The 21431-nt window shown below is 71.9% G+C and carries 19 protein-coding genes; 8 read left to right on the top strand and 11 right to left on the bottom strand.

Annotated features, from left to right (window positions below):
* Nucleotides 1-114: 114 nt before the first annotated feature.
* Entirely contained in the window at nt 115-555 is a 441-nt protein-coding gene (locus OG625_RS21290) for an ATP-binding protein (protein ID WP_329383410.1), read from the bottom strand.
* Nucleotides 556-689: 134 nt separating this feature from the next.
* The gene (gene bldG / locus OG625_RS21285) at nt 690-1031 is read right to left on the bottom strand and encodes an anti-sigma factor antagonist BldG (protein ID WP_008743037.1); all 342 of its coding nucleotides are present in this window, start codon (nt 1029-1031) and stop codon (nt 690-692) included.
* Nucleotides 1032-1112: 81 nt separating this feature from the next.
* Here bldG and OG625_RS21280 point away from each other — a divergent pair, with 81 nt between their 5' ends.
* The gene (locus OG625_RS21280; RefSeq protein ID WP_329383407.1) at nt 1113-3608 is read left to right on the top strand and encodes a DEAD/DEAH box helicase; all 2496 of its coding nucleotides are present in this window, start codon (nt 1113-1115) and stop codon (nt 3606-3608) included.
* Here the strand turns inward: OG625_RS21280 and OG625_RS21275 are convergent.
* From OG625_RS21275 to ssd, 7 genes are read right to left on the bottom strand one after another with little or no spacing between them, the layout of a single operon-like run.
* Nucleotides 3535-3897 (bottom strand): Rv3654c family TadE-like protein, encoded by a 363-nt coding sequence (locus OG625_RS21275; protein WP_329383404.1) that lies wholly within the window; start codon nt 3895-3897, stop codon nt 3535-3537. The genes OG625_RS21280 and OG625_RS21275 overlap by 74 nt on opposite strands.
* Nucleotides 3894-4280 (bottom strand): TadE family type IV pilus minor pilin, encoded by a 387-nt coding sequence (locus tag OG625_RS21270; protein ID WP_329383401.1) that lies wholly within the window; start codon nt 4278-4280, stop codon nt 3894-3896. Before OG625_RS21270 ends, OG625_RS21275 begins: the two co-directional genes overlap by 4 nt.
* The gene (locus OG625_RS21265) at nt 4267-4476 is read right to left on the bottom strand and encodes a DUF4244 domain-containing protein (RefSeq protein WP_443067746.1); all 210 of its coding nucleotides are present in this window, start codon (nt 4474-4476) and stop codon (nt 4267-4269) included. Before OG625_RS21265 ends, OG625_RS21270 begins: the two co-directional genes overlap by 14 nt.
* A gap of 49 nt (nt 4477-4525) precedes the next feature.
* Nucleotides 4526-5302 carry a type II secretion system F family protein gene (locus tag OG625_RS21260; RefSeq protein ID WP_329383394.1) on the bottom strand — a complete coding sequence of 259 codons (777 nt, stop codon included), beginning with the start codon at nt 5300-5302 and terminating at the stop codon, nt 4526-4528.
* Nucleotides 5302-6192, bottom strand: a complete 891-nt coding sequence (locus OG625_RS21255) for a type II secretion system F family protein (RefSeq protein WP_329383391.1) — start codon at nt 6190-6192, stop codon at nt 5302-5304. The genes OG625_RS21260 and OG625_RS21255 overlap by 1 nt, the downstream gene beginning before the upstream one ends.
* Nucleotides 6189-7337: a TadA family conjugal transfer-associated ATPase gene (locus OG625_RS21250; RefSeq protein WP_329383388.1), complete on the bottom strand. Its 1149-nt coding sequence runs from the start codon at nt 7335-7337 to the stop codon at nt 6189-6191. The genes OG625_RS21255 and OG625_RS21250 overlap by 4 nt, the downstream gene beginning before the upstream one ends.
* Nucleotides 7334-8494 carry a septum site-determining protein Ssd gene (ssd, locus tag OG625_RS21245; protein ID WP_329390829.1) on the bottom strand — a complete coding sequence of 387 codons (1161 nt, stop codon included), beginning with the start codon at nt 8492-8494 and terminating at the stop codon, nt 7334-7336. Before ssd ends, OG625_RS21250 begins: the two co-directional genes overlap by 4 nt.
* A gap of 524 nt (nt 8495-9018) precedes the next feature.
* On the opposite strand from ssd, the gene OG625_RS21240 reads away from it, so the two are divergent.
* Nucleotides 9019-9903: an HAD family hydrolase gene (locus OG625_RS21240; protein WP_329383386.1), complete on the top strand. Its 885-nt coding sequence runs from the start codon at nt 9019-9021 to the stop codon at nt 9901-9903.
* 374 nt (nt 9904-10277) lie between these two features.
* Here OG625_RS21240 and OG625_RS21235 read toward each other — a convergent pair whose 3' ends face one another.
* Nucleotides 10278-11099 carry an oxidoreductase gene (locus OG625_RS21235; RefSeq protein ID WP_329383382.1) on the bottom strand — a complete coding sequence of 274 codons (822 nt, stop codon included), beginning with the start codon at nt 11097-11099 and terminating at the stop codon, nt 10278-10280.
* A gap of 109 nt (nt 11100-11208) precedes the next feature.
* Here OG625_RS21235 and OG625_RS21230 point away from each other — a divergent pair, with 109 nt between their 5' ends.
* Nucleotides 11209-12240 carry an ATP-binding protein gene (locus OG625_RS21230; protein ID WP_329383380.1) on the top strand — a complete coding sequence of 344 codons (1032 nt, stop codon included), beginning with the start codon at nt 11209-11211 and terminating at the stop codon, nt 12238-12240.
* Here the strand turns inward: OG625_RS21230 and OG625_RS21225 are convergent.
* Entirely contained in the window at nt 12194-13504 is a 1311-nt protein-coding gene (locus OG625_RS21225) for a hypothetical protein (RefSeq protein WP_329383377.1), read from the bottom strand. The two genes, OG625_RS21230 and OG625_RS21225, sit on opposite strands and share 47 nt — an antisense overlap.
* 294 nt (nt 13505-13798) lie before the next feature.
* Here OG625_RS21225 and OG625_RS21220 point away from each other — a divergent pair, with 294 nt between their 5' ends.
* From OG625_RS21220 to OG625_RS21200, 5 genes are all read left to right on the top strand, one after another.
* The gene (locus tag OG625_RS21220; protein WP_329383374.1) at nt 13799-16114 is read left to right on the top strand and encodes a SulP family inorganic anion transporter; all 2316 of its coding nucleotides are present in this window, start codon (nt 13799-13801) and stop codon (nt 16112-16114) included.
* Between the two features lie 176 nt (nt 16115-16290).
* Nucleotides 16291-18288 (top strand): acetate--CoA ligase, encoded by a 1998-nt coding sequence (acs, locus tag OG625_RS21215; RefSeq protein WP_329383371.1) that lies wholly within the window; start codon nt 16291-16293, stop codon nt 18286-18288.
* Nucleotides 18289-18484: 196 nt separating this feature from the next.
* Nucleotides 18485-19918, top strand: a complete 1434-nt coding sequence (gene nhaA / locus OG625_RS21210; protein WP_329383368.1) for a Na+/H+ antiporter NhaA — start codon at nt 18485-18487, stop codon at nt 19916-19918.
* Nucleotides 19919-19989: 71 nt separating this feature from the next.
* Nucleotides 19990-20448 (top strand): phage holin family protein, encoded by a 459-nt coding sequence (locus OG625_RS21205; protein WP_329383365.1) that lies wholly within the window; start codon nt 19990-19992, stop codon nt 20446-20448.
* On the top strand, nt 20445-21413 hold the full coding sequence (locus tag OG625_RS21200) for an alpha/beta fold hydrolase (RefSeq protein WP_329383362.1): 969 nt from the start codon (nt 20445-20447) through the stop codon (nt 21411-21413). The genes OG625_RS21205 and OG625_RS21200 overlap by 4 nt, the downstream gene beginning before the upstream one ends.
* Nucleotides 21414-21431 lie beyond the last annotated feature (18 nt).

Below are 21431 nucleotides of genomic sequence, written 5' to 3'. Positions count from 1 at the left end.
GTCATTGATCTAGAGGGCATGAAAAAGGCCCTGCTCAGCAGGGCCTTGATAAAGATCGGAAGATAGGACTGATGATGTCCCGTCTTCGGTCGATCCGTGGATCAATCCGTGGATCTAGGGAAGATCCGATGCCCCGGACACGGGCCAGCTCATCCGGATGGTGCCGCCCGACTCCCCGGTGGTCACCTCGACGTCGTCGACGAGCCCGCTGATCACGGCGAGGCCCATCTCGTCCTCGCCGTCGGCGTCGGAGTCCAGGGCGGCCTCGATACCGGGCACGGCGGCGGCCGGGCCGCCGCCCGGTCCGGGAACCTCGTCGCCGACCTCGATGGAGAAAACCTTCTCCTCCTCGGTCAGCACGACCCGGACGGGCGCGGTCAGCCCGTTGCTGCGGTGGAGCCCGACGGCGCGCGAGCAGGCCTCGCCCACGGCGAGGCGGACCTCGTCGAGGACGGCTTCCTCCACGCCGGCCCGGCGCGCCACGGCGGCCGCGACCAAGCGGGCCGTCCGGACGTGTTCGGGCTGAGCGCTGAAGCGGAGTTCAACGGTGGCCATGCGCGTCCCCCTCGGACTACGGGCGTGCCTTGACAGGGGTCCGGGCCAACCGTGGCCCGGTACCCCCGTTCTCCTCGTCGGCTCCTCGCTGCCCGCAGGGCGCCCCAAGGCGTCCCACGGGCGGCCCGGAGCCGTCAGTCGGTGGCGTTGACGGCGTCTTCCACGGTGGTGTGGATCGGGAACACCTTGGTCAGACCGGTGATGCGGAAGATCTTCAGGATGCGCTCCTGGTTGCACACCAGTCGCAGCGAACCCTCGTGCGCGCGGACGCGCTTGAGGCCTCCCACGAGCACACCGAGTCCGGTGGAGTCGAGGAAGTCCACTCGCTCCATGTCGACAACCAGGTGGTAGCTGCCGTCGTTCACCAACTCGACCAACTGCTCGCGCAGCTTGGGCGCGGTATACACATCAATCTCGCCACCGACCTCCACGACCGTACGGTCGCCGACAGTGCGAGTCGACAGGGACAGGTCCACGGATCCTCCAGCACCTTGCTATCGAGCGGCGCCCCCCAGGGGCCTCCCCACCCGAAGGTAGGTGAGGGATTGGCTGCCGCGATGGCATTCAATCACTTACCGGCAGGCGCGCACGACGCCTTGGGACCATTGTCCCGCACGCCGATGACACACTCGGTTCCAATGGCCAATACTCACCGTCCCAGGCGGCCCACGCCACCCGCGGACCCTCGACCCACCCCCGGCACGGTCCTCGACCGGCTGTCCCGGGGGCCTTCCCGGGCTGCGCGCATCACCCATACGGAGCACTTGCCCCCTCGGGAGGGCCGTCATGCAGTCTGGCCCGACCGCATCCGAACGGATGTCGTAGCCGCCATTCAGGCCGCCGGGATCGAACACCCGTGGGAACACCAGGCCGCGGCCGCCGAGCACGCCCTCGACGGCGAGTCGGTGGTCGTCGCCACCGGCACCGCCTCGGGCAAGTCCCTCGCCTACCTAGCGCCCGTGCTCTCGGCGCTCGCGGACGGGGCCGAGGCCCCGAACGGGCGGGGCGCGACCGCCCTGTACCTGGCCCCCACGAAGGCCCTGGCCGCCGACCAGCGGCGGGCCGTGCGATCGCTCGCGGCCCCGCTGGGCAACGCCGTCCGGCCCGCCGTCTACGACGGGGACACACCCGTCGAGGAACGCGAATGGGTGCGCCAGTACGCCAACTACGTCCTCACCAACCCCGACATGCTGCACCGCGGGATCCTCCCGGCCCACCCGCGCTGGTCCTCCTTCCTGCGAGCCCTGCGCTACGTGGTGATCGACGAGTGCCACACCTACCGCGGGGTCTTCGGCTCCCACGTGGCGCAGGTACTGCGCCGGCTGCGGCGACTGTGCGCCCGCTACGGCTCCGAACCGGTATTCCTGCTGGCCTCCGCCACCGCGAGCGACCCGGCCACGGCCGCGTCCCGGCTGACCGGGGTGCGGGTGATCGAGATCACCGACGACGCCTCTCCGCGCGGCGAGGTGGTCTTCGCCCTGTGGGAGCCGCCGCTGCTCACCGAGCTGCGGGGCGAGAAAGGCGCTCCCGTACGCCGTACGGCCACGGCCGAGACCGCCGACCTGCTGACCGACCTGGTCGTCCAGGGGGTTCGCACAGTGGCCTTCGTGCGCTCCCGGCGCGGCGCCGAGCTGATCTCCGTGATCACCCAGGAACGGCTCGCGGAGGTGGACCGCTCCCTGCCGCGGCGGGTGGCCGCCTACCGTGGCGGATACCTGCCCGAGGAGCGCCGGGCCCTGGAGCGGGCCCTGCACTCCGGCGAGCTGCTGGGGCTGGCCGCCACGACCGCCCTGGAGCTGGGCGTGGACGTCTCGGGCCTGGACGCCGTCCTGATCACCGGCTACCCGGGTACCAGGGCCTCCCTGTGGCAGCAGGCAGGCCGGGCCGGGCGCTCGGGCCAGGGCGCCCTGGCCGTGCTGATCGCCCGCGACGACCCGCTGGACACCTACCTCGTCCACCACCCCGAGGCCCTGTTCCAGCAGCCGGTGGAGGCCACCGTCCTGGACCCGGACAACCCGTACGTCCTCGCGCCACACCTGTGCGCGGCCGCGTCGGAGCTGCCGCTGACCGAGCCGGACCTGGAGCTCTTCGGCCCGGCGACCGAGGAACTCCTGCCCCAGCTCGAAGCGGCGAAGCTGCTGCGCCGGCGGGCCACGGCCTGGCACTGGACCCGGCGGGAGCGGGCCTCGGACCTGACCGACATCCGGGGCGGCGGCGGCCGCCCGGTGCAGATCGTGGAGGCCTCGACCGGGCGCCTGCTGGGCACGGTCGACGAGTCGGCCGCGCACACCGCCGTCCACGACGGGGCAGTCTACCTCCACCAGGGCCGCACGTACCTCGTGAAGCACCTGGACCTCGAGGACTCGGTGGCCCTCGTCGAGGAGGCGAACCCGCCCTACTCCACCACCGCCCGCGACACCACCTCCATCTCCATCCTGGAGACCGAGACCGAAATCCCGTGGGGCTCGGCCCGGCTCTGCTACGGCTCCGTCGAGGTCACCAACCAGGTCGTCTCCTATCTGCGGCGCAAACTGATCACCGGCGAGGTGCTGGGCGAGGCCAAGCTCGACCTGCCGCCCCGCACCCTGCGCACCCGGGCCGTGTGGTGGACGGTCACCGAGGACCAGCTCGACGAGGCCCGGATCACCCCGGAGATCCTCGGCGGCGCCCTGCACGCCGCCGAGCACGCCTCTATCGGCCTGCTCCCGCTGTTCGCCACCTGCGACCGCTGGGACATCGGCGGCGTCTCCGTGCCGCTGCATCCCGACACCCTCCTTCCGACGGTCTTCGTCTACGACGGCCACCCCGGCGGCGCCGGCTTCGCGGAGCGCGCCTTCCACACGGCCGGCGCCTGGCTGACGGCGACCCGCGACGCGATCGCCGCCTGCGAATGCGAGGCCGGCTGCCCCTCCTGCATCCAGTCCCCCAAGTGCGGCAACGGCAACGACCCCCTCCACAAGCGCGGCGCCATCCGCCTCCTCACCCGCCTCCTCTCCGAAGCCCCGGCTCCCCCGGGCCCGGCGGACCCGCACGGGCCCGGATCGTCGGGGTGAACGGCCCCGTGGCCGGGCGGGCCCCGACCTCGGCGACCTCGCCCATGACCCGGCACTCCGCCAGCTCCGCACCCTGCGCCCGGGCCACCCGGACCGCCGCGGCGCAGGCCGTCTCCGGGCCGTGAGCCCAGGTCGCCGCCGCCGCGAGGGCCGCCAGGTCCGCGGCGGCCGCCGCCCGGTGGCGGGCCACGACGGCCTGACCCAGCAGCAGCACACCGCCGAACACCGTGCCCAGTACCGCCACCACCAGCACCGCCCACACCGTGGCCGAACCCCGGTCCCGGCTCACGGCGGCGGCCCCACGCTGTCCTCCGCCAGGGCCACCGCCTGCGCGCCGAGCCGCACCGGTACCGCACCCGGCCCCGGTGCCGGTGCCTCCACCCGGACCCACCAGAGGTCACCCACCCGCTCCAGCTCCACCCGCGCCCCCGAAGGCGCGGCTGCCTCGGCCGCCGCCACCACGACCCCCGCCGGCTCCGACCGGGCAGCCGCCCGGGCGCCGGCCCGGGCCGCGTCCACGCACCGGATCTGCGCGGCGGCCGCCATCAGCGCCCACACCAGCAGCGCCGCGAACAGCACCAGCGCCGGGATCACCAAAGCGGCCTCCGCCGTCACATATCCGCGGTCCCCCCTTGTCCGAGGCGCCCCGGATTCCGCCTCAGAACGGAACATCGAGCGCCTTCCCGATGGTCGACTGAAGGGCCGTGGAGACCACTTCGCTCGTCACCACCTTGTACAGAACCGCCGCGAACGCACAGGCCGCGATGGTGCCCATGGCGTATTCGGACGTGGACATCCCCGCATCGCTCCCACGACCGCTGAAGCGAACACTCAGAGCCGCCCGCACACGAAACCAGATGATCCTCATGGCAACCTCCTGTTGATTTCCGTTGTTGATGTACGTGGTTAATGTGGCGTCAGTTGTTCGAGAGAAGACCTGAGGCCATTCCGATCACCACCGGCGCCACCCCGATCGCGAGGAATGCGGGCAGGAAACACAGCCCCACCGGTGCGGTGACGAGAACCGCCGCCCGCTGCCCACGGGCTCCCGCCTGCCGGGATCGGTCCGCCCTGAGGTGCGAGGCGAGTCGGGAGACCGGCTCCGCCGCGGGCGCCCCCGTACGGGCCGCCCGTTCCAGGCAGTCCGCGAGCGGCCGGGCACCCGGTATCTCCGCCAACCTCCCCCACCCCGCGCCCGGTTCGCCGCCGAGCCTCAGCTCCGCACCGGCCCTCGCCAGCCGCTCGCCCAACGGGCCGCCCAGCGACTCCCCCACCACTTCCGCGGCCTCCACCGGACCCGCCCCCGCCGCCAGGCAGGCGGCCAACAGGTCCGCGGCGAACGGCAACTGGCGCTCCGCCTCCCGCTGATCCACCCCGGCGGGCGGCCGCGCCCGGACCCTCCAGCGCCGCACCCCGAAGGCCGCGAGAGCGCCCACCACGACCCCCGACACTCCGCCGACGAGCACCCAGCCCGCCAACAGCGCCCCGCAGGGCCCGGCCCAGCCCGCCACCACGTCCCGCATCCCGAAAGGCAGCGCCGGCCTCCCCGCACCCGCCTCGGCCCCCAGCAGGACCGCGATCCTGCGCCGGGCCGCCCTCGCCCGCACCCGCGCCACCACCGCCGACGCCACGCACAGCGCCGCCACCGCCAGGCACAGCGTCATCCCCAGCCTGTGGACCACGAAGCCGCCCATCACCGCTCCCCCGCCCGCACGATCCGCCCGCACCACAGCAGCCCCAGCGCCTCCAGCACCCCGCCCGCCAGCAGGCAGCCCCACCCCACCGGGGTGTGCAGCAGCACGCGCAGCGGATCCGCGCCCAGCCCTGTGCCGATGAGCAGGCCCACCAGCGGCAGCAGGGCGAGAACGACCGCCGTCGACCGCGCCCCCGCCAGCTGGGCCCGCAGGGACTCCTCCCGGTCCCGCTCGGCCCGCAGGGCCCCCTCCAGCCGGTCCAGCCCGGCGGCCAGGCCCGCACCGCCGTCCACCGACACCCGCCAGCAGGCCGCCATCCCGGCCAGCCCCTCCGCTCCGGGCTCCCGAGCGGCCTGCCGCAACGCCCCGGGCACATCCCCGCCGAACGCCGCGGCGGCCAGCACCCCCGCCTCCGCCGCACCCGGACCGCCCGGGCCCGCCACCGTGCGCCGCATGGCCGCCGTCAGCGCCTGCCCGGGCTGGGAGCCGGCCCGCAGCTCGCCCACCACCGCCCCGCACAGCTCCGCCACCTCGACGGCCCGCGCGACCCGCGCCCGCTCCCTGGCCCGGCCCCGCAGCCACCGCCGCACCAGCGGCACCGCGGCCGCCCCCGCCAGCAGCGGCACCACCGATCCGCCGAGCACCGCGACCAGCAGCCCGGCCCCGAGGCAGATCCACTCCCGCCAACACGCCGCCCGCCCCCGCACGGCGAGCACCCACCGATCCCGACGCACCGGCCCTCCCCGGACCGGAGGCCCACCTCCCGCGAGCACCAGCCGGGCCCGCCGGGAGACCCCGTCACCCCCGGCCAGCACCCAGGCGGCCGCCCCGGCGCACAACACCCCGGCGAAGACCGGCACCGGCGGCCCCAGCCCCGCCCAGGCGCTCATCGCGCACCCCGCAGCAGCGGCGCCAGCCGCTCCCATCCCTGCTCCCGTACGAAGCCCCGCGCGGCCCAGCGCAGCGCCGGGACGGTCACCACCAGCCCGGCGGCATCCCGCTCCAGTACGTGCACCTCGGCCACCCGGCGCCGCCCCGCCCGGTCCCGGGCCAGGTGGACCACCAGGTTCAGCGCGGCCGCCAACTGGCTGTGCAGGGCCGCCCGATCGAGCCCGGCGGCCGTCCCGAGGGCCTCCAGCCGGGCCGGGACATGGGCGGCCGCGTTGGCGTGGACAGTGCCACAGCCGCCTTCGTGGCCCGTATTCAAAGCAGCCAGCAGATCGGAGACTTCGGCGCCCCGGACCTCGCCGACCACCAGCCGGTCGGGACGCATCCGCAGCGCCTGCCGGACCAGGTCCGCCAGGGTGACCAGGCCCGCACCCTCCTGGTTGGCCGGCCGGCTCTCCAGCCGCACCACATGCGGGTGGTCGGGGCGCAGCTCGGCCGAATCCTCGGCCAGCACGATCCGCTCACCGGGGCCCACCAGCCCCAACAGGGCACTGAGCAGGGTGGTCTTGCCGGTCCCCGTGCCACCGGAGACGAGGAACGACAGCCGGGCCTCGACGATCGCCCGCAGCAGCCGGTGCCCGCCGGGCGGCAGCGTGCCCGCCGCGACGAGCTCCTCCAGCGTGAAGGCCCTCGGCCGTACGACCCGCAGCGACAGGCAGGCCGAGCCGACCGCCACCGGGGGCAGAACGGCATGCAGCCGGGTACCGTCCGGCATCCGGGCGTCCACCCAGGGCCGGGCGTCGTCCAGGCGCCTCCCGGCCACGGCGGCCAGCCGCTGGGCGAGCCTGCGCACGGCCTGCGCGTCGGCGAAGGTCACCCCGGTCAGTTCCAGCCCGCCGCCGCGGTCCACCCACACCCGGTCGGGGGCCGCCACCAGCACATCGGTGACCTCGGGGTCGGAGAGCAGCGCCTCCAGCGGGCCGGCTCCGACCAGTTCGGACCGTAACTCGGCGGCTGCCCCGAGCACTTCCGCGTCCCCCAGCAGCCGGCCCTGCGCCCGCAGGGCGGCCGCCACCCGCGCCGGCGTCGGCTCCGCCCCGCTCTCGGCGAGCCGCCTGCGCACCGCGTCCAGCAGCACCGCGCTCATGCCGACACCCCCTGGGCGGGGCCGAGCACGCGCTGCCAGAAGCCGTCGCAGAAGCGGGCCAGCGCGCCGCGCCCCTGCGACCCCGGCGGTTCCCCCTCGGCCACCCTCCCCGGCAGCCCCACCTCGACCGGCACCTCCCCGGCCAGCGGCGCCCCGAGCAGCCCGGCCACGACCTCCGGATCGAGCCCGCCCGGGCAGCGGCCCCGTACGACGACGCGCACGTCCCGGGCCACCATCCGCACCCCGGCCGCCACCCGGCCGGCCGCGGCCACCGCCCGCAGCTCGCCCGGCACCACCATCAGCACCAGGTCGAGCTGGGCCAGCACCTCGGCCACGGCTTCGTCGACCCGGCGCGGGAGGTCGACCACCACGACCCCGCCCCGGCGCCGTGCGGCGGCCACCACCGACCGCATCGCGGCGGGCGGCACCACCACCCGGTCCCCGCGGTCCCAGCTGAGCACCCGCAGGGCGTGCAGTTCGGGCAGGGACTCCTCCAGGGCTCCGGCGCCGACGCGACCCCGCGAGCCCGCGAAGTCCGGCCAGCGCAGTCCCTCCGCGGCTTCACCCCCGAGCAGGACGTCCATGCCCCCGCCCAGCGGGTCCCCGTCGATGAGGATGGTCCGCTCCCCGGCGCGGGCGGCCCGCAGGGCGAGCGCGCAGGCGAGGGTGGATGCTCCCGCCCCGCCACTGCCGCCGATCACCCCGACGGCGAGCGCGGGCCGCCCGGCTCCTTCCACGACATCGGCGATGCGGTCGACGAGCCGGCTCTCGGCATCGGGGAGCCGGAGCACCTCTTCGGCGCCGATCTCCACCGCCCGCTGCCACACAAGGGGGTCGTCCAGCTCCCGGCCGACGAGGAACACCCCTCCCCTGCGCGGCGCCCCGCGCACCCGACGGGCGGCGTCGTCCCCGACGAGCACGAGCGGCGCGGATTCCCATCCGACGCCCCCACCACTCGCACCGCTCCGTTCGGCTCCGCCACCCCCGTCGGCCCCTCCGCTTTGCTCGGGCACCGCGTGGTGCACATGCGGCTCGGCACCCGCGGCGGCGCACAGCCGCAGCAGGTCGTCGAGCAGCAGGGGATCCTCGGTGATGATCAACGGTCGCCCGCCCGCCGCCTCCGCCCCGGACGCACTCCCCGCCCCGGCCCCGACCACGGCACCAGCGCCGGCCCCAGCCCCGCGGGCCAGGGCTCCGGCCGGCGTTTCCCACGTCTTCGATCGAGCCACGATCTCCGCCCCCTTCTCACTGCAAATCCAGCACCGCGGACTTCGCGGCTGGAATCACCGTGCAGGGATCGGGAAAAGGAAGTGGATCTTGCTCGAAAACTGTGGACACCGGACCGATTGTGAATAACCCGGTCACCCTCACAGGTGAGTTCCGGAGCGCGGCGGAACCACTACGCACCGTCACGAGTTCGATGTGGTGAAGGCCTTCGCCACGCAGGGCCCGACACAAGAGGAAGGACCGGGAGATGGCCACTTGGGGCCGAAGGCAGGGACGCGAACCGCGTCCGGACATGCGACGACCCCCGCCGGGGGGGAGAGCGGGGGTCGTCCCCACGGTCCGACTCGGGGGGGGAGGAGCCAGACCGGGTTAGCACGGTCGCGAACGATCCGTGACTTCCATGGTGTACCCGAGAGCCTTCTCAGGCAAACCCACGCGCCACACCTTACGCCGAATGGTGGGCGCATATGCTCGGGACGTGGAAAATCAGCCCTTGCCGCACTCCTCGCCTCGTACCGCAGCCTTCTTCGACCTGGACAAGACGGTCATTGCGAAGTCGAGCACCTTGACGTTCAGCAAGTCCTTCTACCAAGGCGGCCTGATCAACCGCCGCGCCGTGCTGCGCACCGCGTACACGCAGTTCATCTTCCTGGCCGGCGGCGCCGACCACGACCAGATGGAGCGGATGCGGGAGTACCTGTCCGGCCTCTGCAAGGGCTGGAACGTGCAGCAGGTGCGGGAGATCGTCGCGGAAGCCCTGCACGACCTCATCGACCCGATCATCTACGACGAGGCGGCCTCCCTCATCGAGGCCCATCACACCGCGGGCCGCGACGTGGTGATCGTCTCCACCTCCGGCGCGGAAGTGGTCGAGCCCATCGGGGAGATGCTCGGCGCGGACCGGGTCGTCGCCACGCGCATGGTCGTGGGCGAGGACGGATGCTTCACCGGCGAGATCGAGTACTACGCGTACGGCCCGACCAAGGCGGAGGCCGTCCGCGAGCTGGCGGAGTCCGAGGGCTACGACCTCGCCCGCTGCTACGCCTACAGCGACTCGGCCACCGACATCCCGATGCTGGAGGCGGTCGGGCACCCGCACGCCGTCAATCCCGACCGCGCGCTGCGCCGCGAGGCGCTGGCCCGGGAGTGGCCGGTCCTGGTCTTCGACCGGCCCGTGCGGCTCAAGCAGCGGCTGCCCGGGCTGTCGATGCCCACTCGGCCCGCGCTCGTCGCCGCGGCCGCCGTGGGAGCGGCAGCCGCCACCGCCGGGCTGGTCTGGTACGCGAGCCGGCGTCGCGCTAACGCACTCGCCGCCGCCACGTCCGGCCGATTGTCCTGACCTGCGGCGATACCTGCTGTCCGGTTCGCCCGATCTCGTCCCGGAAAGTAAAAAATGGAGCCAGGGGTTTCGCATGGCACCGAAGCGGAGTACAAATAAAGCAACGGCCCGCGAGACCAAAGAACATCCGAGAGGATCATCTTTAAAACGCAGTAAGGCCCACGGACCGAAGCATGAACGCCGAGCACCCACGCGACGTCGACCCGTCGATTACGGGCCAGCCGCACCAGGAACGGGCAAAGTTCCCGACCTGATGGGCAACTATCGAGGACGCTTGGTAACTGGGCGTAAATGCCAGCGGCGACACCAAAGCAACACGGTGTCGCCGCAACCCATGTCCGGGCGAAAAACCCGGTCAGACCCAGGGGGCAGACTCAGGCCGCGCCCCGCTGCAGCGCCTCGCAGACGGCCGTCGATTCGCGCACACCCAGTTCGATCGCCCGCCCGCAATGCGCGATCCAGGCGGCCATCCCCTCCGCGGTCCCGGAGACGTAGCCCTCGAAGGCCGCCAGGTACGCCTCGCGCCCCTGCTCCGCGTGACCGACTTCCGCCGGGCAGATCGCCTTGGGATCCAGACCGCTGTTGATCAGGACGATCCGCTCGGCGGCCCGTGCGACCAGGCCGTTGTACGTGGCGAAGGGGCGCAGCGCCAGCAGCTCGCCGTGCACCACCGCGCCCGTGATCAGCGCCGGAGCGGAACCGCCCGCGATGACCAGGCGGGAGAGCCCGTCGAGCCGGCCGGCGACCTCCTCCGCGCTCGGCAGTGGCAGCTCCACCAGGGGCTCGTCCACCGGCTCGCCCGCCAGCCGCGGGCGGCCCACGACGTCACCGTCCACCGTCGACCCCGTCGCCACCAGGTGCAGTCGCGCCAGCACCCGCAGCGGCGACTGGCGCCAGATGCTCAGCAGCTGCCCCGCCTCGGCGGTGAGCCGCAGCGCGGCGCCGACCGTACGGGCCTGCGTCTCCGAGCCGAAGTCGGTACGGCGGCGCACCTCCTCCAGCGCCCAGTCGGCGCCGGACAGCGCCGCGCTGGCGCGGGCGCCGCGCAGGGCGGCCTCCGAGGTGATCTCTCCGCTCCGGCGGCGCATCACGCGGTGCCCGTAGACGCGGTCCACGGCCTTGCGTACGGAATCCACGGAATCGGCGACACCCGGCAGCCCGGTCAGTGCGGCCAGCGGGTCAGCAGCGCTACTCATAAGTAAGGAGCCTACGCACTGCGCCCCCGTAGCACCGACCCCTCCTTGGAGTGGTCTTCTTCACTCACCTTGACAACTCCCCGCTGTCGACCCACTACGCTTGGTGAACATGAAGATCGCTTTCGTGGGAAAGGGCGGCAGCGGCAAGACGACGCTGTCCTCCCTCTTCATCCGCCACCTCGCCGCCAATGAAGCCCCCGTCGTCGCGGTGGACGCCGACATCAACCAGCACCTGGGCACCGCGCTCGGCCTCAGCGAGGACGAGGCCGCCGGACTGCCCGCCATGGGCGCGCACCTGCCGCTCATCAAGGAGTACCTGCGGGGATCCAACCCGCGCATCGCGTCCGCCGACACGATGATCAAGACCACCCCGCCCGGCCGCGGCTCGCGCCTGCTGCGCGTCACCGAGGACAACCCGGTGTACGAGGCCTGCGCGCGCACGCTGCTGCTGGACGGGGAGCCCGTACGACTCATGGCCACCGGGCCGTTCACCGAGGCCGACCTGGGGGTTGCCTGCTACCACTCCAAGGTCGGGGCGGTCGAGCTCTGCCTCAACCACCTCGCCGACGGACCGGACGAGTACGTGGTCGTCGACATGACGGCCGGCTCGGACTCCTTCGCCTCGGGCATGTTCACCCGTTTCGACGTGACCTTCCTGGTCGCCGAACCGACCCGCAAGGGTGTCTCCGTCTACCGCCAGTACAAGGAGTACGCCCGGGACTTCGGGGTCGAGCTCAAGGTCATCGGCAACAAGGTGCAGGGCCCGGAGGACATCGAGTTCCTCCAGGACGAGGTCGGCGAGGACCTGCTGGTCACCGTCGGGCACTCCGACTGGGTGCGGGCGATGGAGAAGGGCCGCCCGGCCGCCTTCGAGCTGCTGGAGGCGACCAACCGGCTGGCCCTCCAGACCCTCCAGAACACCGCCGACGACTCGTACGCGCACCGGGACTGGGGTCGGTACACCGAGCAGATGGTGCGCTTCCACCTCAGGAACGCGGAGAGTTGGGGCAACGCCAAGACCGGGGTCGACCTGGCTGACCAGATCGACCCCGATTTCGTGCTCCGCGAGGACGCGGCGGGTAGGGACGTGGTCCTCAGCCCTCGTCCGCAGCAGCACCGGCCTGCTCCGCAGCCGGCTTGACGCCCGCGGGGGCGGTCGGCGCCGCCGGCGGCCCCGCGGTCAGGAACTTCGCCCAGCCCTCCTTCGGCGTCTCGCCGACGTCGAGGGTGCGCATCCACTCCAGGGCCTTCGGATCCTGCGCGTCCAGCCAGTCCACCAGCTCACGGAAGGGCACGCAGCGGACCTCGGGCTTGGTGCACATGGTCTTGATGGACTCCTCGACGGCGCGCATGTAAGTGCCGCCGTTCCAGGACTCGAAGTGGTTGCCGATGATCAGTGGCGCCCGGTTGCCCTGGTAGACGCGGTCGAAGGCCTGGCGCAGGCCGTCGCGCATCTGGTCGCCCCAATACGCGTGCTGCGAGGGGTCTCCCTGCGAGGTCGTCCCGGACTGGTTGACCATGTAGTTGTAATCCATGCTCAGCGTGTCGAACGCGCGGCCCGGCATGGGGACGAGCTGGAGCGGGATGTCCCAGAGGCCGTCCGACTTCTTGGGCCAGATCTGCTTGCTGATGCCGCTGGAGTCGTAGCGGAAGCCGCCCAACTCCTTGGCCGCGAGCATGAAGTTCTTCTGGCCTTCGAGGCAGGGTGTGCGGGCGCCGACGAGCTCCTTGTCGTAGTCGAACGGCAGCGCCTCCATGGCCTTCAGGCCCGCGTTGGTCTTCCAGTTCTTGACGAAGGACTTGGCCTGGCTGATCTCGCTCTTCCACTCCTCCACCGACCAGGTGCCGACACCCCCGTCGGGGCCACAGAAGTGGCCGTTGAAGTGGGTGCCGATCTCGTTGCCCTCCAGCCAGGCCGCGCGGACCTGGGTGGCGGTGTCCTTGATGCCCTGGAGGTCGCCGAAGCCGATGTCGGAGCGGCCGGGCGAGTGCTGCGGTGCCGTATAGAGGGAGCGCTTCTCCTCGGGGAGCATGTACACGCCGCTCAGGAAGTACGTCATGCGGGCGTTGTACTTCTTGCCGACCTCGCGGAAGTGCGAGAAGAGCTTCTGACTGTCCTCGCCGGCCCCGTCCCACGAGAACACCACGAACTGCGGCGGCTTTTCACCGGGCTTCAGCTTCTGCGGCTTCTGTACGTTCGGCTGCGGGCCGGTGTAGGCGGTCGAGCCGTCGCCGATCGGCCGGTTGACACTGCCCGGGGCCTCGGGGGCGGCTGCTCCCTTCCTGCCGTTCTGGGGGCCGGAGGCCGGGTGCTCGGCGGGGTCCGAGGCGGTGCACCCGGCGACCCCCAGCACCAGAGCAGTGGCGACCAGGCCGCCGGCGATCTTCTTCGTGGCGGCGATCATCCGCCCCACCTCTCCCTCGCAGATCCGTCGCGGTTCCACCGCGGCTCCGTCGCGGTTGCCTCGCAGGACTTCCGCGCCGCAACGTCCCATGCGGTCTGCTTTGAAGAAGGTGTGACAAGCCGTATAAAAAGCCGAATCACCCCTGAGTGCTAATTCGTGGGCCATTTGCCCGTATTACCTATCGCCACCCTTTACTCTCCATTACCATTCGTTTACTGAGTGTTGAGATTCCCGCCGCTTCACCCCTCCCCAGAACAGATCCAGAACAGAACGGACCAGAGGAGACGGGACCTTATGACCGCTGCTGCCAAAGACCTCCCCGCCGACCTCTCCGCCTCCGCCGCGGTGTTCCTCATCGCCCTGCCGCTCTCGCTCGGCATCGCCCTGGCCACCGGAGCCCCGCTCCAGGCGGGCCTGGTCGCCGCGGCGGTCGGGGGGATCGTCGCCGGACGGCTCGGCGGCGCCCCGCTCCAGGTGAGCGGGCCCGCGGCCGGACTCACCGTGGTCACCGCCGAGTTGATCCAGCACTACGGGTGGCGGACCACCTGCGCCATCACCGTGCTCGCCGGCTGCTGCCAGCTCGGGCTCGCCGCGCTGCGGACCGCCCGGTCGGCACTCATGGTCAGCCCGGCCATCGTGCACGGCATGCTCGCGGGAATCGGCGTGACCATCGCGCTGGCCCAGCTGCACATCGTGCTCGGCGGCACCCCGCAGAGCTCGGCCGTGGCCAACGTGCTCGGCCTGCCGGGCCAGTTGGCCGACCTCCATCCCGGCGCGCTCGGCATCAGCGTGCTGACCCTGATCGTCCTGCTCGGCTGGCCGCGGCTGCCCGGGCGGACGGGCCTGGCGCTGCGCAAGGTGCCGGCGGCCCTCGCCGCCGTCGCCACGGCCACCGCGTTCGCCGCGTTGGCCGGGATCGGCCTGCCCCGGGTCGACCTTCCGTCCTGGAGCAGCCACGCCCTGCCCGAAGTGCCCGAGGGTCCGGTGCTCGGCATCATCGCCGCCGTGCTGACCATCACCCTGGTCGGCAGTGTGGAGTCCCTGCTGTCCGCGGTCGCCACCGACAAGCTGATCGCCTCCGAGCGGCGGACGGGGAACCGCCCGCCACGCGCCAGCCTCGACAAGGAGCTGCGCGGGCAGGGCGCGGCGAACATCGTCTCCGGGGCGCTGGGCGGTCTGCCCATCACGGGTGTGGCCGTCCGCAGCGTGGCCAACGTCAAGTCCGGTGCGGTCAGCCGCCGGTCGACCATGCTGCACGGCCTGTGGGTGCTGCTCGCGGCCGGACTGCTCGTCCCGCTCCTCGATCTGATCCCGCTGGCCGCGCTGGCCGCGCTGGTGATGGCGGTGGGCGTGCAGATGGTCAGCATCACGCACCTGCGCAGTGTCACGCGGCACCGGGAGATCCCGGTCTACGCGACGACCATCGTCGCCGTGGTGCTCGGCGGGGTCCTGGAGGGCGTGGCCATCGGCATCGCGGTTGCCGTGGCGCTGGCGCTGCACCGCCTCGCCCGGACGAGGATCACCGTGGAGCAGCTGGAGGGAGAGGTCCACCAGGTGAGGGCGCGCGGCCAGTTGACCTTCCTCGCGGTGCCGCGGCTGAGCCGGGTCCTCAACCAGATTCCGCAGCACGGGCACGCGGTGATCGAGCTCGACGGCTCGTTCATGGACCACGCGGCCTACGAGACCTTGCGGGACTGGCAGGAGTCCCATGTGGCGCACGGGGGTTCGCTGAAGGTCACCGGCCGCTCCGGAGCCTCCGAGCGGCCCCGGGGTGCGCCGCAGCGCGGGACCCACCAGTGCTGCCGGCCCTGGACGCCCTGGCAGAACCACTGCGACCACCGGCCGACGCGGCCCCGTACGGCCGAACCGGACGACGCGGAGGCCCCGGCCGCCGACACCTTCGAGGCCGAGGCCGCCCCGGCGAAGAGGCCTCGGCGTCCCGGAGCCGGTCAACTGGCCAACGGGATCGGCGCCTTCCAGCGCGATACCGCGCCCCACGTACGGGACGAACTGGCCCGGCTGGCCCGCGAGGGGCAGCGGCCCTCGCAGCTGTTCCTCACCTGTGCGGACTCCCGCCTGGTCACCAGCATGATCACGGCCAGCGGCCCCGGCGACCTCTTCACCGTCCGCAACGTCGGAAACCTGGTCCCGCTCCCCGGCGCGGAGTCCACCGACGACTCGGTCGCGGCGGCCATCGAGTACGCCGTGGACGTGCTGAAGGTGGACAGCATCACGGTGTGCGGCCATTCCGGGTGCGGGGCCATGCAGGCCCTGCTCAACTCCGCTCCCGGGCAGCCGATGACCCCGCTGCGCCGCTGGCTGCGGCACGGGCTGCCCAGCCTGGAGCGGATGGCCAGCCGTCACCACGCCTGGGCCCGGATCTCCGGACGGCTCCCGGCTGACGCCGTCGAGCAGCTCTGCCTGACCAATGTGGTCCAGCAGTTGGAGCACCTGAGGGCACACGAGTCGGTGGCCAGGCGGCTCGCCGAGGGCTCGCTGGAGCTGCACGGGATGTACTTCCACGTGGGTGAGGCGCAGGCCTACCTGCTGTCCGACGGCGAGGACTTCTTCGACTGCCGCGTCTTCGACAGTGTCGGGCAGAACGCCTGAGCCGCAGCGCCGATGAACCGATAGCCTCCCGTATCCGTGCAATCGTGTGGCCCCTTCTCGCACCCTGCAGCGGGAAGGGGCCTTCGCGCGTCGCTCCCGCGCGGCGCCGAGTCGGGAAATAGGTCTAAACCAATTGTCGGCTACCCCTTGTCACCCGGGCCACCGACTGATGAGCTATGCCCGGGGACACAACGGACACCCTGGGAAAGGGAGATCTCGTGAGCAATGAAAGCCTGGCCAATCTGCTCAAGGAGGAGCGGCGGTTCGCACCGCCCTCCGATCTGGCCGCCGCCGCCAACGTGACAGAGGCTGCGTACGCACAGGCCGACGCGGACCGGCTGGGCTTCTGGGCCGAGCAGGCCCGGCGGCTGACCTGGGCCACGGAGCCGACCGAGACGCTCGACTGGACGAACCCGCCCTTCGCGAAGTGGTTCGCGGACGGCAAGCTGAACGTGGCCTACAACTGCGTGGACCGCCACGTCGAGGCCGGCAACGGCGATCGTGTCGCCATCCACTTCGAGGGCGAGCCCGGCGACAGCCGCGCGATCACCTACGCCCAGCTCAAGGACGAGGTCTCCCAGGCCGCCAACGCCCTGACCGAGCTCGGCGTCCAGGCCGGCGACCGCGTCGCCGTCTACCTGCCGATGATCCCCGAGGCGGTCGTGGCGATGCTCGCGTGCGCCCGTATCGGCGCCGCGCACTCCGTGGTCTTCGGCGGCTTCTCCGCCGAAGCCGTCGCCTCCCGCATCCAGGACGCCGACGCCAAGCTGGTCATCACCGCCGACGGCGGCTACCGCCGCGGCAAGGCGACCGCCCTGAAGCCCGCGATCGACGAGGCCGTCGCCAAGTGCCCGCAGGTCGAGCACGTGCTCGTCGTACGGCGCACCGGCCAGGACACCGCCTTCACCGAGGGCCGCGACGTCTGGTGGCACGACGCGGTCGGCCGGCAGTCCGTAGAGCACACCCCGCAGGCCTTCGACGCCGAGCACCCGCTCTTCATCCTCTACACCTCGGGGACCACGGGTAAGCCGAAGGGCATCCTGCACACCTCGGGCGGCTACCTCACGCAGGCGGCGTACACCCACCACGCGGTCTTCGACCTGAAGCCGGAGACCGACGTCTACTGGTGCACCGCCGACATCGGCTGGGTGACCGGGCACTCGTACATCGTCTACGGGCCGCTCGCGAACGGCGCCACCCAGGTGATGTACGAGGGCACGCCGGACACCCCGCACCAGGGCCGGTTCTGGGAGGTCGTGCAGAAGTACGGCGTCACCATCCTCTACACGGCGCCCACGGCCATCCGTACGTTCATGAAGTGGGGCGACGACATCCCCGCGAAGTTCGACCTGTCGAGCCTGCGCGTGCTGGGCTCGGTCGGCGAGCCGATCAACCCCGAGGCCTGGATCTGGTACCGCAAGCACATCGGCGGCGACCGCTGTCCGATCGTGGACACCTGGTGGCAGACCGAGACGGGCGCGATGATGATCTCCCCGCTCCCCGGCGTCACGGAGACCAAGCCGGGCTCGGCGCAGCGCGCGCTGCCCGGGATCTCCGCCACCGTCGTGGACGACGAGGCGCACGAGGTCCCGCACGGCGGAGGCGGCTACCTGGTCCTGACCGAGCCGTGGCCGTCGATGCTGCGCACCATCTGGGGTGACGACCAGCGGTTCATCGACACCTACTGGTCCCGCTTCGAAGGCAAGTACTTCGCGGGCGACGGCGCCAAGAAGGACGAGGACGGAGACATCTGGCTGCTCGGCCGGGTGGACGACGTGATGCTGGTGTCCGGCCACAACATCTCGACCACCGAGGTCGAGTCGGCTCTCGTCTCGCACCCCTCGGTCGCCGAGGCGGCCGTGGTGGGCGCCAACGACGAGACCACCGGCCAGGCCATCGTGGCCTTCGTGATCCTGCGCGGCAGCGCGTCGGAGACCGACGGTCTCGTCGCCGAGCTGCGCAACCACGTCGGCACCACGCTGGGCCCGATCGCCAAGCCGAAGCGGATCCTGCCGGTCCAGGAGCTGCCGAAGACCCGCTCCGGCAAGATCATGCGCCGACTGCTGCGCGACGTGGCCGAGAACCGCGCCGTCGGTGACGTCACCACCCTGGCCGACTCCTCGGTGATGAGCCTGATCCAGAGCAAGCTGCCCAGCGCTTCCAGCGAGGACTGAGACACGACGAAAGGGGCACCCGGCGCGCCGCGCCGGGTGCCCCTTTCGCACATAAAGTGATGATCACCGGATACACCCTCGCGTACGCCCTGTAAAATATTGAAAGCGTAAAGAAACGCCACAGGGTGCGCCGGGAAGTCTGGTCGGCAATGAGCTTCGCCATGCCGTCCAACCGACCACCCGGAGGTGCCCCACCGTGGCCACGCCCACCCCCACCGACAACCAGAGCCGCAAGCTCCTCGGTCGGCTCTCGCTGCCCGAGCGGCGCTTCGTCGCCGACGCCCTGCGCGCCGAGACCGTCGGCGGTGTGCTGCTCCTCGTGGCTGCGATCGCCGCCCTCATCTGGGCGAACACCCCCGCCCTGGCGGAGAGCTACAAGACCGTCCGGGACTTCCACATCGGCCCCGCCTTCCTCGGCCTGGACCTCTCGATCCAGCACTGGGCCGCCGACGGACTGCTCGCGATCTTCTTCTTCGTGGCCGGCATCGAGCTCAAGCGCGAGCTGGTCGCGGGTGACCTGCGCGAACCCAAGGCCGCCGCCCTCCCGGTCATCGCCGCGATCTGCGGCATGGCCGTCCCCGCCGGGGTCTACGCCCTCGTCAACACGTTCGGCAACGGCTCGATGGACGGCTGGGCCGTCCCGACCGCCACCGACATCGCCTTCGCGCTCGCCGTCCTCGCGGTCATCGGCACCTCGCTGCCCTCCGCGCTGCGCGCGTTCCTGCTGACCCTCGCCGTCGTCGACGACCTCTTCGCGATCATCATCATCGCGGTGTTCTTCACGAGCGAGATCGACTTCCTGGCGTTCGGCGGCGCGGTCGTCGGCCTGGTCCTCTTCTGGTTCCTGCTCCGCCGGGGCGTCCGCGGCTGGTACGTCTACGTGCCGCTCGCCCTGGCCATCTGGGGCCTGATGTACAACAGCGGGGTCCACGCCACCATCGCCGGTGTCGCCATGGGCCTGATGCTCCGCTGCCACACCAAGGACGGCGAGCACCACTCCCCCGGCGAGCACATCGAGCACCTGGTCCGGCCCGTGTCGGCCGGTCTCGCCGTACCGCTCTTCGCGCTCTTCTCGGCCGGCGTCTCCCTCTCCGACGAGTCCATCGGGCAGGTCTTCACCCGGCCCGAGACCCTCGGTGTGGTCCTCGGCCTGGTCGTCGGCAAGACGTTGGGCATCTTCGGCGGCACCTGGCTGGCCGCCCGCTTCACCAAGGCCGAGCTGAACGACGACCTCGCCTGGCCCGACGTACTGGCCGTGGCCTCCCTCGCCGGCATCGGGTTCACCGTCTCGCTGCTGATCGGCGAGCTCGCCTTCGCCGGCGACACGATCCTCACCGACGAGATCAAGGCCGCCGTCCTCATCGGCTCCCTCATCGCCGCGATCATCTCCTGCGTCCTGCTCAAGCTCCGCGACCGCAAGTACAAGGCGCTCACCGAGGCCGAGGAGCGCGACGACGACCAGGACGGCATCCCGGACATCTACGAGGAGCACAACCCGGCGTACCACGAGCGGATGGCGAAGATCTACGAGGAGAGGGCCGCGGGGCACCGCCGCAAGGCCGAAGCCGCGGCCGACGCCGCGGCGGAAGCGGCGGCCGGGCACAGCAACGAGGCCGACCGTCCGGCATGATCTGACTGACGACGGAGGACAGCCGCCGGCGCCAGACGCAGCAACACAGCAGACGACAAAGGGAGAGAGCGATGAGCGCAGTGGACCAAGGGGCGCAGGGAGCCGAGCGCACACTGGGCCAGCTGGTCGCCTCGGCCACCGCCGAGATGTCCGCCCTGGTGCACGACGAGATCGCCCTCGCCAAGGTGGAGATCAAGCAGGACGTCAAGCGTGCGGGCATCGGCAGCGGTGCCGCGATCGTCGCCGGTGTGCTCGTGCTCTTCTCCCTGCCGGTGCTGAGCTTCGCCGCGGCCTACGGGATCCACAACCTCGGCCTGGGCCTCGCCTGGTCCTTCCTCATCGTCGGCGGGGCGTTCTGGCTGCTCGCGGGGCTGATCGGGCTGCTCGCGGTCGCCAAGTTCAAGAAGGTCAAGCCGCCGGTGAAGACCATCGAGTCCGTCAAGCAGACCGCCGCGCTCGTCGGGACCGTCAAGCCGCACCCGCGGGCGGTCAGTGACCAGGCTGTGGGTGTGGCACGCTCGTCTTCATGACAGCGCCCACGCCGGACCCCAGCACACCCCCCACTGCTGCCACGGCGGTACGGCTCGACCTCCCCGACGGCAGAGCGGTGCTCCACCGGGACGTGGCCGCCAACGGCGCCCGCTTCCACGTCGCCGAGGTGGGTGACGGGCCGCTGGTGCTGCTGCTGCACGGCTTCCCGCAGTTCTGGTGGACCTGGCGGCACCAGCTGACCGCGCTCGCGGACGCCGGTTACCGGGCCGTCGCGATGGACCTGCGCGGGGTGGGCGGCAGCGACCGCACCCCGCGCGGCTACGACCCGGCCAACCTGGCGCTCGACGTCACCGGTGTCATCCGCTCCCTGGGCGAGCCGGACGCCGCGCTCGTCGGGCACGACCTGGGCGGCTACCTCGCCTGGACGGCGGCCGTGATGCGGCCCAAGCTGGTGCGCCGCCTCGTCGTCTCCTCGATGCCGCACCCGCGCCGCTGGCGCTCGGCGATGTTGTCGGACTTCGGGCAGACCCGTGCCAGTTCGCACATCTGGGGCTTCCAGCGGCCGTTCGTCCCCGAGCGGCAGCTCGTCGCCGAAGACGGGGCCCTCGTAGGGGAGTTGATCCGGGACTGGTCCGGACCCCGGCTGCAGGAGTCCATCACCGACGAGGACATCGCCGTGTACCGGCGGGCCATGTGCATTCCGTCCACCGCGCACTGCTCCGTGGAGCCGTACCGCTGGATGATGCGGTCGATGGCGCGGCCCGACGGGCTCCAGTTCAACCGGCGGATGAAGCGGCCGGTGCGGGTGCCGACGCTACACCTGCACGGCTCGCTCGACCCGGTGATGCGGACGCGCAGCGCGGCCGGTTCCGGGGAGTACGTCGAAGCCCCGTACAGGTGGCGGTTGTTCGACGGTCTCGGGCACTTCCCGCACGAGGAGGACCCGGTGGCCTTCTCCACGGAGCTCGTGAACTGGCTCAAAGACCCCGAACCGGACCGTTAATCGAACCCCAGCCGATAT

Source organism: Streptomyces sp. NBC_01351, from assembly GCF_036237315.1.
Taxonomy (GTDB): domain Bacteria; phylum Actinomycetota; class Actinomycetes; order Streptomycetales; family Streptomycetaceae; genus Streptomyces.
Note: the sequence above shows the minus strand (reverse complement) of the source record. Positions and strands in the feature narration are given on the sequence as shown.